This is a genomic window from Winogradskyella marincola (genome assembly GCF_029624125.1).
GTDB classification, from domain to species: Bacteria; Bacteroidota; Bacteroidia; order Flavobacteriales; family Flavobacteriaceae; genus Winogradskyella; species Winogradskyella marincola.
Genome location: NZ_JARSBN010000010.1, coordinates 19,122 through 34,568, shown reverse-complemented (window position 1 = coordinate 34,568; position 15,447 = coordinate 19,122). Strand labels below are relative to the sequence as shown.

Below are 15,447 nucleotides of genomic sequence, written 5' to 3'. Positions count from 1 at the left end.
TCAAGCTGTGAAATTACATATTACCATAGGTTTTACCATGTTTTATCTTTATAAATTATAAACAAAATATCAAGAATATGATGTAATCAATTTTCAATATCTTAGTGCAAATTTTATTTCAGATTATGGATTCCATTTTAGAATTCTTGGGTAACATTCCTTGGTGGCTTTGGATTATCGTTTTTTTAGTACTCGTAGCCATGAGAGATGTCTTTTTTCAACGTAAGCACACCATAAGTCACAACTTCCCAATTGTAGGCCATTTGCGCTATTTGCTAGAAAGCATTGGCCCAGAAATGCGCCAATACTTTGTTGCCAACAATAGAGAAGAATTACCTTTTAATCGTATTGAAAGAGGTTGGATTTACGCTTCTGCAAAACAAGAAAACAATTACGAAGGTTTTGGTACAGACAGAGACATATATGCACATCAGCACATTTTTATAAACAATGCCATGATGCCATATAAGGTTGAAAAAAATCATCCAAACATCATTGATAAAACATTTGCTCCTTGCGCTAAAGTTATGGGAGCTTATAACAAACGTAAACGTCCATACAGACCAGCATCAATAATTAATGTCTCTGCTATGAGTTTTGGCTCATTATCTGCCAAAGCTATTGAATCTTTAAATAAAGGGGTAAAGTTAGCTGGCGCGTACCACAATACTGGTGAAGGAGGTTTGTCTCCATACCACAGTAATGGTGGTGATGTTGTATTTCATTTTGGTACTGGCTACTTTGGTGTAAGAGCAGAAGATGGTGGTTTTTCTATGGAAAAAATGGTAAAATTAGTTGAAGACAATCCTTTTATCAGAGCTATTGAAGTAAAACTATCTCAAGGTGCAAAACCAGGAAAAGGCGGAGTGCTTCCTGGAAAAAAGATCACCAAAGAAATTGCAGATATCAGAGGTGTTGAAGTAGGCAAAACTGTTTTATCTCCACCAAACCACAAGGCATTTTCCACAGTGCCAGAATTGGTAGATTTTGTAGAAAGTATTGCCGAAGCAACAGGTCTGCCAGTTGGTATTAAAGCCGCTATAGGAAAACTAGAACAATGGGAAGAACTGGCTCAAATTATGGAACGCGATAATCGTGGACCAGATTTTATAACCATAGATGGTGGTGAAGGAGGAACTGGTGCAGCACCTCCTAGTTTTGCTGATCATGTCTCTTTACCTTGGGTTTATGGATTTAGTGATGTTTATAAACTTTTTCAAAAGCATAATCTTACAGAACGTATTGTTTTTATTGGTAGCGGAAAATTAGGCTTTCCTGCAAAAGCTGCTATGGCATTTGCAATGGGAGTCGACTGCATCAATGTAGCACGTGAAGCTATGATGAGTATTGGCTGTATACAAGCACAAATTTGCCATACTAACCGCTGTCCTGCTGGTGTAGCTACACAAAAGAAATGGTTGCAAAATGGTATTAATGTACCTTTAAAATCTGAACGTTTAGCACAATACTTTAAAACCTTTAAAAAAGAATTAATCGAAATTACTCATGCAGCTGGCTACGAACACCCATGCCAATTCAATATGCGAGATATCGAAATGAATGTCGATGACCACAATCTTACAAAAGAATTTAAGCACACGTTTAATTACGAAAAAACTCCAGTAGATTTTAAAAGTATGCAAGAATTAAAAGATTGTGTTTATCTTGGCGGCTGTAAATAATATTTGAAACTAATTACTAATTTTTTACCAATCACTTCTTATTAAAAACTATGGAAGAACAAATTCTTAATCTTTTGATGTATACTATACCTGCTGTTGTTACAGGTGTTATTGCTTTTTTATTTTTTAGAGAACATATGACTAACGAAAGCAAAAGACGTCATTTTTTATTAACTAAAGATTTACAGAAAGAGTCATTTCCATTAAGACTACAAGCTTACGAGCGCATGTCTCTTTTTCTAGAACGCATAAAACCGCAAAGCTTATTAACAAGAACATCTCCAACCTCTTCAAATAAAGAAGATTACGAAAATCTACTTATAGCAACTATAGAGCAAGAGTTTGAACATAATTTAACACAGCAAATCTATGTTAGCGATCAATGCTGGAGTATTATTTTAGCCGCTAAAAACGCAACAATTCAACTCATAAGAAAAGCTAATATGAATGAAAAAACAGATAGTGCTAATAAGTTGCGTGAAGTTGTTTTAACAGAGCTTATGGACAAACCTGCACCTAGCAATGCTGCTCTTTCTTACATAAAGAAAGAAGTTGGCGAAATGTGGTAAAAAGCCCATCTAAATCTTCCTAAAGGAAGACTTTTTTACTCTCGTTTAAGTCTAAATTAGAACTAAATTCTAAAAAAGCTCGCATACAAAAGCTAGTCAAACAGTATAGAGCGAATACTACAACCTGCACACTTTAATCAGAATGCTTTTTCTCTGCGTATTCATACCCTTGAAGCCACCATTTTTCCATAAGTCTTTTACTAAAAATTAGAGAATTTTCTGTAAGATTTGTTGGCGTGTAGTATAAATTGAGTTTTACATTTTTGTTTTTAGCAGCAAGTTTTCCAATTAGAACATCGCTTCGCTCAACCTGATCGAGCAAATGCCCAAATAAATTCATCATTAATGAAAACGGATTTTTACCAAGTACACGTTGCTTTCCAAGGTTTTCTGCCTCAAGAACAATCGCATCTACCTCTGTTGCTCCTCTTAAAATTGCTTCTCGTATAGGAATTACACATCCTAATCCACCATCTGCATACTCATAGCCATCCACCATAGCTAATGACATAAATGGAATATAATTACAAGAAATCCATATCCAATTGCAAAACTCATCGTAAGTACAATCATTTATAGACTTATACTCTACACGATTCATAGACAGATTACTTACCGTCACTACTACATCGTGTTTGGTTGCCCTAATTTTCTGAAACTCTTCTACCGTAAAATGTTTTCTTATATGCTTTCTAAGTGCTTTACTCTCTCCAAATGTGCGCTTCATTCTAATAAATTGCCACATTGAGTTCACAAAATCTATAGACACATACTCTCTATCACCTTTTTTACGTTGCACAAAAGGGCTTACACTAAAAATATCTTGTTGCTGTACATTGGTAAAAATATCATAGAGTTTATCTACCTTATCTAGTGCCAAATGCGGCACCAACAAACTACCTGTAGACGTTCCTAAAAACATGTCGTATTCACGCTTTTCCCTTTCCATAAGGTATTGCGCTACTCCACCAGCAAAAGCACCTTTACTCCCACCACCTGAAATTACTAATGCTCGCATTATTTTTTATTCTCTAATTTTTCGGACATTTCTTTTGCAAACTTAACCATTCTCCAGTTATGGTGCGATTTTGCTTTTTCAAGATTAGATTTACAGGTGTCGTTACATGCATTCATAAGATTAAGATAGTTAAAGGCATTCATACGCAAATCCGCATTATAGCGCTCATCTGTATAACTTACCAATTCTTCAAACAAGCCTTGTTTATTATCAGCTTGGTAAAATGGAGTATTAAGATTTAAAGCAATCCACAGCAGGCGCACATTCTTATCATTAAAACCTACTACATTTCTGGTTTTAGACAGATATTTTGCTCGTTCTTCAGGAAATGCTGTCCAAAGATTATACAAAGCATTTTCAATAGTTACGTAAGACTTATCATCTAACAACGTTTCATAGTCTTCCTTGATCGCTTTTGGTATTTGCCTTACGTATTGCGAAATCGCTTGTCTTACCTTAAAGCCATGCTTAAAGGTATCGCTAGTTACCAATTCTGGCATTTGAGAAATCACTTTAACTTTTGCTTCGTCTGAAACATAATATTTTAAATACTCTTCACATTTAGAAGTTTTTGCCTGGCAATCTACCATAAGATACTCGTTAATAAAAGTAGATTCATTTTGAAGCAATCCAAAAGCAGCATCAACAGGAAAATCCTTTTGCTTAATCCACACATCAACAAATGTATTTAGCGATTTACCATAGAAACGCTCTACTTCATTTATAAAATCTGAAGTTTTAACGTTTTTAAACTGGTGTTTATCCAAATAAGCTTTCACGGCCTTTTTAAACACATCATCACCAACCAAACCTCTCAACGCATGAAGCACCCATGCACCACGCTGATAAAAGGTTAAACTACTCGACTTTGCATTTAGAAGCGACGTACCTTCACCTGCTAAATCTTGTCGTCCTAAATCTACAGCAGACTCATATAATTTGAAATTATAATGATTATCACCAAAAATATCACGCTCCGCTAACAAGGCGTAATAGGTTGCAAAACCTTCTTGTAACCAATGATGTTCGCCAGACGTTGCCGTTACTAAATCACCAAACCATTGATGTGCCAATTCGTGCGCATTAACATTAACATAGCTTTTATCATTAAAACCTATATCATCTACCATAAAAGCATCTGAAAAAATAGTACAGCTCGTATTTTCCATACCAGCATATAAAAAATCGTGTACTGGCACTTGTTTGTAGTTTTGCCAAGGGTAAGCAAATCCAATCTCTTCCTCTAAAAAATCAAACATTCTTTTACTATAGCGATAGGTAGGCTCGACTTTTAAGGAATCTTCAGGATAATAGTAATACTCTAAAGGAATGCCACTTTTTGAAATTTCTGTTTTTTTATTATATACACCAACTGCAACAGCCACCAAGTAACTAGACATAGGCTTTTGCATATCATATTCCCACAATATATTACCAAGATTATCTGACTTTGATTTTAAAATACCATTTGAAATAACCTCATACTTTTTTGGTGCAAGAAACTTTAAATCAAACTCAATTTTATCATTTGTATCATCAAGACTTGGTAACCAATTACTAGTGTATTTTCCTTGACCTTGTGTCCAGATTTGATTCTTACCCTCATGTTCCCATCCTATAAAATACATAGCCTTTTTGGGCGCATTGTTAAAGACAAAGCTTAATTTATAAGACTCATTAGGTTTAAAATCATTGAAAACAATTAATCTTTTACCATCATTTTTAAATGTTGCCGTAGAATTATCTAAAGCCACATGCTTAAACTTCATATTTACAGCATCTAAATAAATAGAATCTGTTGGCTTTAAAATTTTAAAATCAATTTCGTAAGAATTATAAGTTGTACTATCTACCGCTAACTGATTAAAAACCAATAAAGCTTCTGCTCTTCTAAAATCCACATAATCCGTTTGCTGCGCATTAGAAAACACAGAAACAAACAACAGACATACAACCAATAATTTTTTCATAATTCCGATTAAATCAAGGATTAGACCAAAGTAAAACTTTTAAAACAAACACTAAACCTAATAGATTAGAAATAACAAAATTTTAGAATTACAGCTTTGCAAGAATTTGGTAAATTCGCAGTTATGAGTGTGAATTTACAAACACCTATTGATTACCTCAAAGGAGTTGGGCCTAACCGAGCAGACTTATTGCGCTCAGAATTGGGTATTCACACCTATCAGGACTTGATTAACCTCTTCCCAAACCGCTACATCGACCGCACCAAATACTACAAAATCAATCAATTACAACGCAACAATGCCGAAGTGCAAGTAATTGGTAGAATTACCAGTTTTAGAGAAGTAGCACAAAAACGAGGTAAACGCTTAGTAGCTGAATTTAGAGACGATACTGGAGTTATGGAACTGGTATGGTTTAGAGGACAAAAATGGATAAGAGAAAGCTTAAAAACAGGGCAGCCTTACGTTATTTTTGGTAAGACCAATTGGTTTAATGGCAAATTTAGTATGCCACATCCAGAATTAGAATTGCTGTCAGAACATGAAAAAAATCTGCGTTCTGCCATGCAAGCCATTTATCCGTCTACCGAAAAACTATCAAATAAAGGGATAACAAATCGTGTTGTAACCAAAATAATGCAGCAATTATTTTTGGAAACCAAAGGACGTTATGCTGAAACTTTATCGGATACAATTAGAGGGGAATTAAAATTATTATCAAAATCTGATGCACTTTTTAATGTGCATTTTCCGAAGTCTCCAGAGCTACTTTCTAGAGCACAATTTCGATTAAAATTTGAAGAATTATTCTACATTCAATTGCAGTTAATTTTGAAAAATTTAATCCACAAATCAAAAATAAAAGGCTTCACTTTTGAAAAAGTAGGAGACTATTTTAACACCTTTTTTAAAGACCATTTACCCTTCGATTTAACCAATGCACAAAAACGTGTTCTTAAAGAAATTAGAGCAGATTTAGGAAGCAATGCACAAATGAACCGTCTTTTACAAGGAGATGTAGGATCTGGCAAAACTATAGTTGGGTTTATGTCAATGCTCATGGGACTTGACAATGGTTTTCAATGCTGTTTAATGGCGCCAACTGAAATTTTGTCAGTTCAGCACTATAATGAATTACTTGAGTGGTGCAATAAATTGAATATCAGCATTTTATTATTAACTGGTTCAACTAAAACTTCAGACAGACGGATCATTCATGAAAATCTAGAAAATGGCAATTTACAAATCTTAATTGGCACTCACGCACTACTCGAAGATAAGGTAAAATTTAAAAATTTAGGACTTGCCATTATCGACGAGCAACATCGTTTTGGCGTAAAACAAAGATCAAAATTATGGCATAAAAACGAACTTCCTCCTAATGTTTTAGTCATGACTGCTACTCCAATTCCGAGAACCTTGGCAATGTCTGTTTATGGCGACTTAGATATTTCAATTATTGACGAATTACCTGCTGGTAGAAAACCGATAAAAACAGTTCATCGATACGACAATAATCGACTGAAAGTTTTTCGATTTATGAAAGACGAAATTGCAAAAGGCAGACAAATCTATGTCGTGTATCCTCTCATTCAAGAAAGTGAAAAAATGGACTATAAAGATTTGATGGATGGCTACGAAAGTATCTCAAGAGAGTTTCCAACACCAGACTATCAAATTTCTATTGTTCATGGAAAAATGAAAGCCGAAGACAAAGATTATGAGATGCAACGTTTCGCCGAAGGCAAAACCAACATTATGGTTGCAACTACTGTTATTGAAGTTGGTGTTAATGTACCAAATGCTTCAGTTATGATTATTGAAAGCGCAGAACGCTTTGGCCTATCGCAATTACACCAGCTACGTGGACGTGTTGGTCGTGGCGCTGAACAGAGTTATTGTATTTTAATGACCGGACACAAACTGAGTAACGACAGTAAAACGCGTTTAGAAACCATGGTGCGCTCTACAGATGGTTTTGAAATTGCCGAAGTAGACCTGAAACTTAGAGGTCCTGGTGATATTATGGGTACACAACAAAGTGGTGTTTTAAACCTTAGAATTGCAGATATTGTAAAGGATAAAGACATTTTACAAAGCGCACGACACTATGCTAAGTCGGTTTTAAATCTTGATCCAAGCTTAGCTTTACCAGAGCATAATATGATTTTGAACACTTACAGACAAATGAGTAAATACCGTAATATCTGGAATTATATTAGTTAAGATTTAGAAATTGATCTCAGTAAAAGTTCTCTATACGATTTTTAAGCTACGCTTAGGTATCTTCAAACAAAATATATTTTGTTTTCGATAATCTCAAAATCACTCGAACTGACGACTTACTCATTAATTAGAAGACGCTGAAATACTGAAACAAATTCAGAACAAGCAAGTTTAGAATAACAATACGTGGTTTATATAGATTAGGGTCTTTTGCGATGAGATTCCTGCTTTTCGCAGGAATGAAAAAAAGGCCTGGCACCAACAACAACCAGACCTTCAAAACATAACCAAACGTGTTTTGCTGATGAATATGTTTTCAAGGTAGACCGTTTTTGAAAGCGAGGCTGTTAGCGACTTGTTAAAGAACAGTAACCAATTGTTAATTAACGTATTATTAAGATTACTAAAATAAAACCGAGAACAGATTACAGTCTTAATTATCTTTTATTACACAAATTTTTCGATTTAAGAATCGTAAAACTCACTTGAATTGACGATTTTTAACAAAACAACACCAACCATGATTACCAAACTCGGTCAGAAATTTACAGATGGTTTTACCAAATACATGCCTAGTGCTTATGTATTTGCGCTACTGCTTACTCTACTCACTTTTGCTTTAGCCTTGGTATTTACAGACCACCAACCTATTAATATTTTACAAGGTTGGTACGATGGCTTCTGGAGTCTTCTGTCGTTTGGTATGCAGATTGTACTTATTATCATTACCGCTTACTGTATTGCGCAATCTTCACCTGTAAAAAAAGGGATTGACCACATTACTAAATACATTAAAACACCAACACAGGTTTATTTGATTATCATTGCGCTTGGTGCATTATTATCCTTAATTAGCTTTGGAATGGTCGTAGTTACTGCCATTTTAGGTCGCGAATTGGCTTTGCGCATTAAAGGTATTCACTATCCTTTTTTGGTGGCTTGCGTGTACTTTTCTTTTAATGGTTGGGTTTGCGGTTTATCTAGCTCTATTGCCTTGTTGCTTAATACAGAAAACAACTTTTTAATACAAGAAGGTATTTTAAACGATACTATTTCTACAAGTTATAGTTTAGGCGCGACGCTAAATATTGCGATGATTGTTTTGTTTGTGGTTGTTTCTCCATTATTGATTTGGTTACTTATTCCTAAAACTCACGAAGGCAAAGAACTCAAGGATTTACAAACGTCGTTAGATGACGAAACCCATTCGGTTAAAGACGAAGCCCTTTCTTACAAGCTACCTTACAAAGCATTATCTGATGCTTTAAATAATGCTGGTTGGCTGCAGCTTACTGTTGCCGCACTAGGATTAACATATATCATTTACCACTTTGCAACCAAGGGCTTTGATCTCAACTTTAATATTATGATTTTCATCTTCTTTGTGGCTGGGATGCTATTACACATTACACCAATGCGATATAGTATTGCTATGAAACGTGCCAGCAGCAATATCTCGGGAGTCCTGTTTCAATATCCGTTTTATGCAGGTATAATGGGCATTATGCTCGCTTCTGGTTTGGGTGAAAAAATCACAAACACTTTAGTAACTATTGCTACGACCGAAAATTACGCTTTTATATCATATTTATCAGGAGGCATTATCAATTTTGCAATACCGTCTGCAGGTGGTGAATTTGCGGTTATTGGCCCAAGTATTTTAAACATGGTACAAGAACTTAGCATCAATCTCTCACCTACTGAAATTACAGCTATGACAGCCAGAGCTTCTATGTCTGTTGCGTACGGAGAAAGCTTAAGTAATTTACTACAACCCTTCTTTTTGCTCGTCGTTTTTCCTGTAATGAGCAAAGGTATTAAAATACAAGCCAGAGATGTGGTTGGCTATTTGTTTATTCCTTTTGTGGTATTGTTTGTGGTGCAGGCACTTTTGGTGACATTTATGCCGCTTTAACACTGTTAAGAACTTTTAATATCACCACAATAAACGGATTAATACAAGGACGTGATGAAATTTTAGAGAAAGCAATCGAAATTACAAATCAATAGAAACCTGTTATCAACTATCACCACAGACCATCACCCACTATCATATAATTCCGAAAAAACCAACTTATCAATGAGATATCATATCCTTATTATCATTTTAATCATCACCTTGTTTATAGGTCAATTCACTGAAAACAAGTTCCCAGATGTTCTAAATATTTCATTAGTCACTTTATGTTTTATAATTATTTTAATGTGGGAATACAGCACTCTAAAAAAAGAATATGTTGCAGACTTTAAAATAAAAAGTCAACGTAAACAAATAAACATATTCAATTTACTCTACGCTATATTAATGACTTTCTTATTATGGCCTTGGAAAGGAGAAAAAGATATTATTTATCTTATTTCTTTATTTTGGATTGCTGCTTTGGCTGAAGTAATATTTTGGTTTGTTTACAAAAAACTAAAACCTTACAGAGCATACATTAAAGGCAATACCTTTATTTTAAAGAATCACTGGGTAGAAGTACGAGACATCGATAAACTTATCAAAATAGAGTTTAGCAAATTTACTAATAACATAACACTTCATTTTAGAACTAAATCTGAAGTATCTATGAACATTAAAGATTATAAACCCGAAGATTTAGAAAAACTTTTTAAAATACTTATTGAAAAATCTGAATATGATGTTTCTCTTCCTAATAACTTCAAATTAAAGCTTCAAAAAATCACTGAGAATTAGATTTTATGGGATTTCCTCTTGCTTTTATTGAAATCTTATTAATGCTTATATGCTGTCCTGTATTATTTCTGGTATATTACAAATTCAATAAGAACAACCTAAAAGCTTCTTTGCCTCACAAATCAATATATCTTCATTTTTTAGTTGTTTTGGGTATTGCAGTTATTGGCATTTTGTTAGCAAACCTAGTGCGTATTTTCATAGGCTTGGGACTAAGTTCTTTTTTTGACTCAATAACGATTAAACAATTTGGTAATTTACTTTGGTTTACACCCTACGAGAACAAACTTACAACAACAATATTCGCTTACTTATTAGCTGTTATTATAAATCTTATTTCTTCCTATTATGTTCTCAAATTATACAAATCAAAGTCAAAACTTTCAGGCGAAGCAAACAACTATCTACTTGCCACAACTCTGATTTTTAACATCCCAATAATTATCTATCTATTTTCTCAGGTAGCTTTACTGATACCTTAATCTTTATGTAAGTTAGATCAAGGCTATTTATTTATTCAGCCAGTAATACGTTTACAAAACTCTCAAATTCCTTTTTGAATTCTATGTATTTTTCACCTGTTGCAGGTCCATTAAATCCTGTATGTATCTTTCTTACTTTTCCTTTTTTATCAATAAAAATTGAAGTTGGATAAGACAACACATGGTTAAGCATTGGTAATTTTTCTTGTGCCTTGGCTTTGTCTGCACCACCATATTGAGCTAAAAGTACAGGATAATCTATACCTATTTTACTTTGTAGCCTGTCTATACGACTAAAAGCAGTTTCCTTGTCCTTAGCATACTCAAATGCCAAGGCAATAAATTCTATACCTTTGTCTTTATTTTTTTTGTAAAAGTCCGCATAGTATTTACTCTCATCCAAACAGTTAGGACACCATGTTCCCATTATTTGCACCACTACAACTTTATCCTTAAATCTATCATCTTTAAGACCTACCAACTCATCAGAGGTATTAGAAAAAACAAAATCTAAACTATCATAACCTTCTTTTAAATAGGTTAATTCATTGGCACTTGGCAGTTCATAATCCTTATTACGCTTCGCTTCAAAAGGTTCTTTCCAATGATTTCCAGAATAAAAATAACCGTTCATAGTTGAGTCGGTTACAGTTGCTGTAAAATAAAAGGCATGAGCACCATCAAAGGTTGAGAGTTTTAAGCGTGTACCATCTAATACACCTTCCAAATAACGATAATCACCAGTTGTAGTTCTAAATGTTCCTGTAATTTTCCCATTATCGTATTGCTTAAAAACACCTTTTGCAATGTATTCATCTTCCTCAACACCTTTACTAAATACAGTTTCCCAAACTCCTTCAATATTATAAGCCGCACCTGTTCCTGTTCCAAATCTAATTGCATTTTTAAACGTAGCTTCAAACGGTACTTTTCTATTTCTATCAGGACTTATATAAAAACCGTTTAAATTATTATCCTGATTAATTTTTGCCACTAGGTAGTCTTCAAAGACAGGTAAATTAATGTATACAGAATCATTTTTATATTCTATTTCATCTACTACAATCGTTTCTTCAGCATTATAAATATTTAATTTTTTATCAGATTCTACCTCAAACACAAATGGAATTTCTTCATTATCCTGAATTGAAATCCAAGCTCTGTAACTTCCTGTTTCTAATTTATTGTCTCTAAGGGTATTGTTTTTTTTATCGTCTTTGCATGAAAATAGAAGACTTATCACTAAAAGACCAAAAATATATCGCATTGTAAATTGAATTTTATTTAAGTTCGAAATAACAACAATTACCTTACATAAAAAAGCCTATCCAAAAATCCTCTACACAGATTTACGTTTTTATGATAGCGAAATGCAACCTGTTTAAAATTTAATTAGGGATGTTTCATTAACATTTAAGTATTATTATCTTTGTGGCCTGAATAAAACAGCACATGAAAATATCTTACAACTGGTTAAAACAGTTTATCAATATAGATTGGAACGCCGAAAAAACAGGCGAATTACTTACAGATCTTGGTCTTGAAATAGAAGGTATAGAAACCTACGAATCTGTTAAAGGTGGCCTTAAAGGCATCGTAGTTGGCGAGGTATTAACTTGCGAACAACACCCAAACGCAGACCGACTTAAAGTAACAACTGTAAATATTGGTGAAGCAGAGCCTGTACAAATTGTATGTGGTGCACCTAATGTGGCTGCAGGACAAAAAGTACCTGTTGCTACAATTGGCACAACGCTTTACACTGCAGAAGGTGAAGCCTGGAAAATCAAAAAAGGTAAAATTAGAGGCGAAGAAAGCCACGGAATGATTTGCGCTGAAGACGAACTTGGTCTTGGCGAATCTCATGATGGCATTATGGTTCTTGATGCCGACTTAAAAGTTGGTACTCCTGCTGCTGAGATTTTTGAAGTGGAAAATGATGAAGTTTTTGAAATTGGTCTAACACCAAACCGTGCCGATGCCATGAGTCATTATGGTGTGGCTAGAGATTTAAAAGCTGGTTTATTACAACAAGATCTTAACCTGGAGTTGATATCTCCATCAGTAATGTCTTACCACGTAGATACGCGTTCTTTAAAGGTTGACGTCGATGTGCAAGACAAGGATAAATGTCCACGTTACTGTGGTGTTACCATTTCTGGTGTTAAAGTTGAAACATCTCCAAGTTGGTTACAAAACCGCTTAAAAGCAATTGGCTTATCTCCTATTAACAACATTGTAGATGTTACTAATTATGTTTTGCATGAATTAGGACAACCATTACACGCTTTTGATGCTGCAAAAATCACTGGTAACAAGGTTGAAGTTAAAACCTGCGAAGCTGGCACAAAGTTTACGACTCTAGACGAGATTGAAAGAGAATTACACGAAGATGATTTAATGATCTGCGATGCCGAAAAGCCAATGTGTATTGCTGGTGTTTTTGGTGGTATAGATTCTGGTGTTACCGAAACTACAACCAATATCTTTTTAGAAAGTGCTTATTTTGATCCTGTAAGCGTTAGAAAAACAGCTAAGCGTCATGGGCTTAATACAGATGCTTCTTTTAGATTTGAACGTGGTATAGATCCTAACTTTACAAAGTACGCTTTAAAGCGTGCTGCACTTTTAATTACTGAAATTGCTGGTGGTGAAATAACAAGTGACATCTCTGACGCTTATCCTAATAAAATTGAAGATTTTCAGGTTGTATTGAGTTTTGATAATGCCAAGCGATTAATCGGTCAAGAAATTCCTAAAGAAACCATAAAAAGTATTTTAACCTCTTTAGACATTAAAATTAACAATGTTACTGAAGCTGGTTTAGGACTTACGGTACCGTCTTTTAGAAATGACGTACAGCGCGAAGCTGACGTTATTGAAGAAATCCTAAGAGTTTACGGTTACAACAACATAAAAACAACTGAAAAGCTTAACGCTTCTATTTCTAACACATCTCGTTTTGAAGATTACAAACTTCAAAATGTTATTGGCAATCAGTTAGCTTCTCAAGGCTTCTTTGAGATTATGGCTAACTCTTTAACATCTCCAAAATATATTGAGTTAAGTGAACAATTGAATGCTGACCATAACGTAAAAATGCTAAATCCATTAAGTAATGATTTAGAAGTTATGCGTCAATCTTTATTATTTTCTGGATTAGAAGCTGTTTCGCACAATATTAACAGAAAACGTGATGACCTTAAGTTGTTTGAATTTGGTAAAACTTACCATCAGTATTCAGATAACAGAGAAGAACACAAACATTTGGCACTTTTTGTAACCGGAAACAAAGCACAAGAACGTTGGAATACACAAGCTACACCTAGTGATTTCTTTTATTTAAAAGGTACTATTGAAACTGTATTAGAGCGCTTAGGCTTAAACCGACTAAAATCTGCACCTCATAAAACCGATATTCTTAGTGAAGGCATGAGCCTTTCTATAGGAAAGAAAACTTTAGTTGAATTTGGGTTAGTTAAAAAATCGGTTTTAAAACATTTTGGAATTTCTCAAAACGTATTATTTGCTGATTTTAATTGGAATAATGTTTTAGACATGGCACAACACAACAAAATTAAGTTTACTGCCATACCTAAGTATCCAGAAGTTCGTAGAGATTTTGCGTTGCTACTTGATAATAGCGTTACGTTTGATGATATCTATACAATTGCTAAGCAAACTGAAAAACAATTGCTAAAAGCTGTAAATCTGTTTGATGTTTACGAAGGTAAAAACTTACCAGCAGGCAAAAAGAGTTATGCTGTAAGCTTTACGTTACAAGACGAAAACAAAACGCTTAACGATAAACAAATCGATAAAATAATGAACAAGCTTCAATCTAATTTTGAAAACAAGCTTGGTGCTGAATTGAGATAATCAAAGTTATTATGTTATTAGCCAAACGCCTTTTTACAACGCTAATACTCATCGTGTTTTCCACTCAATGTATTGATGCCCAACATCTATATAAAATAGATCAGGATAGTGCTTCAACTTGGTCATTGTTAAAATATGATATTAACACTACTTGGCATGGAGTAAAGTATTCGTTTACAAGACCACTTCACTGGAAAAAAAATGATTTTTTAAAACTTAGTGGTTTAGTCTTTGGTACAGCTACCCTAGCCCTTGCTGATGAAGGTGTAGACAAGTACATAGATAACCATAGGTCTAATTTCCCAAAAGTAGTTAGAGATTATGGCTGGTATTTTGGTAGTCCTCAGAATTATTTTATGGCCAATGCTGGGCTTTATGGCTTTGGTTTAGTAACCAAAAACAGTAAAATTAGACGAACCAGTGTGCTCATCATAACGTCCTCTATTACAAGTGGCCTTATACAAACTGTTGCTAAAAACGGATTTGGTAGAGCTAGACCAGGCACAGGCAAAGGCGCTTTTCATTTTAAACTTTTTTCAAAAGAAGCAGGACAACATTCATTCCCTTCAGGACACACAGTACTTTCTGTAACTATGGCACATTCCATTGCCAAACAATTTGAAAGTCCTTGGATAAAAGCAGGTGTGTATACCTTGGGCGCAATTCCACCAATGTCTAGACTAATAGATGGTGCGCATTGGCTTACAGATATTGGTTTTAGCACAGCTCTAAGTATAATAGTAGTTGATAGCGTAGATAAGTTTTTATTTAAGGAAGAGGCTTTTGATATTATTGAACCTAATAAAAACAAAATATCTTGGAGTTTTGCTTTTACAGGCAACCAAATTGGGCTTGTAGGAAGGTTTTAACGCTACTTCAATCCTAAGAGTGCATCTGCAAAATAATATGCATACTTCTACAAC

General features: G+C 34.3%; 10 protein-coding genes. 7 read left to right on the top strand and 3 right to left on the bottom strand.

The annotated features are described in order from the left end of the window. The first annotated feature begins 125 nt into the window (after positions 1-125). Together P7122_RS14805 and P7122_RS14800 are read left to right on the top strand one after the other, a co-directional pair. Positions 126-1,682: an FMN-binding glutamate synthase family protein gene (locus tag P7122_RS14805; RefSeq protein WP_278006578.1), complete on the top strand. Its 1,557-nt coding sequence runs from the start codon at positions 126-128 to the stop codon at positions 1,680-1,682. A 50-nt stretch (positions 1,683-1,732) separates the two neighbouring features. Beyond that, complete coding sequence (locus P7122_RS14800) at positions 1,733-2,251, top strand: DUF7935 family protein (protein WP_278006577.1); 519 nt, start codon at positions 1,733-1,735, stop codon at positions 2,249-2,251. Positions 2,252-2,384: 133 nt separating this feature from the next. On the opposite strand, the gene P7122_RS14795 is transcribed toward P7122_RS14800, so the two are convergent. Then, complete coding sequence (locus tag P7122_RS14795) at positions 2,385-3,269, bottom strand: patatin-like phospholipase family protein (RefSeq protein ID WP_278006576.1); 885 nt, start codon at positions 3,267-3,269, stop codon at positions 2,385-2,387. Then, a complete protein-coding gene (locus P7122_RS14790) occupies positions 3,269-5,239 on the bottom strand; it encodes a M1 family metallopeptidase (protein WP_278006575.1) in 1,971 nt (656 codons plus the stop codon). Before P7122_RS14790 ends, P7122_RS14795 begins: the two co-directional genes overlap by 1 nt. Positions 5,240-5,362: 123 nt before the next feature. On the opposite strand from P7122_RS14790, the gene recG reads away from it, so the two are divergent. The 3 genes from recG (at position 5,363) to P7122_RS14775 (ending at position 10,163) form a co-directional block, all read left to right on the top strand. Continuing rightward, on the top strand, positions 5,363-7,465 hold the full coding sequence (recG, locus tag P7122_RS14785) for an ATP-dependent DNA helicase RecG (protein ID WP_278006574.1): 2,103 nt from the start codon (positions 5,363-5,365) through the stop codon (positions 7,463-7,465). Positions 7,466-7,985: 520 nt separating this feature from the next. Beyond that, complete coding sequence (locus P7122_RS14780; protein ID WP_278006573.1) at positions 7,986-9,380, top strand: short-chain fatty acid transporter; 1,395 nt, start codon at positions 7,986-7,988, stop codon at positions 9,378-9,380. Positions 9,381-9,545: 165 nt separating this feature from the next. Continuing rightward, a complete protein-coding gene (locus P7122_RS14775) occupies positions 9,546-10,163 on the top strand; it encodes a hypothetical protein (RefSeq protein ID WP_278006572.1) in 618 nt (205 codons plus the stop codon). Between the two features lie 513 nt (positions 10,164-10,676). Here the strand turns inward: P7122_RS14775 and P7122_RS14770 are convergent. Further along, complete coding sequence (locus P7122_RS14770) at positions 10,677-11,912, bottom strand: peroxiredoxin family protein (protein ID WP_278006571.1); 1,236 nt, start codon at positions 11,910-11,912, stop codon at positions 10,677-10,679. Positions 11,913-12,097: 185 nt separating this feature from the next. Here P7122_RS14770 and pheT point away from each other — a divergent pair, with 185 nt between their 5' ends. Both pheT and P7122_RS14760 read left to right on the top strand, forming a co-directional pair. Then, positions 12,098-14,524: a phenylalanine--tRNA ligase subunit beta gene (pheT, locus tag P7122_RS14765; protein ID WP_278006570.1), complete on the top strand. Its 2,427-nt coding sequence runs from the start codon at positions 12,098-12,100 to the stop codon at positions 14,522-14,524. A gap of 11 nt (positions 14,525-14,535) precedes the next feature. After that, positions 14,536-15,393 (top strand): phosphatase PAP2 family protein, encoded by an 858-nt coding sequence (locus tag P7122_RS14760; protein WP_278006569.1) that lies wholly within the window; start codon positions 14,536-14,538, stop codon positions 15,391-15,393. The last annotated feature ends 54 nt before the right edge of the window (positions 15,394-15,447 follow it).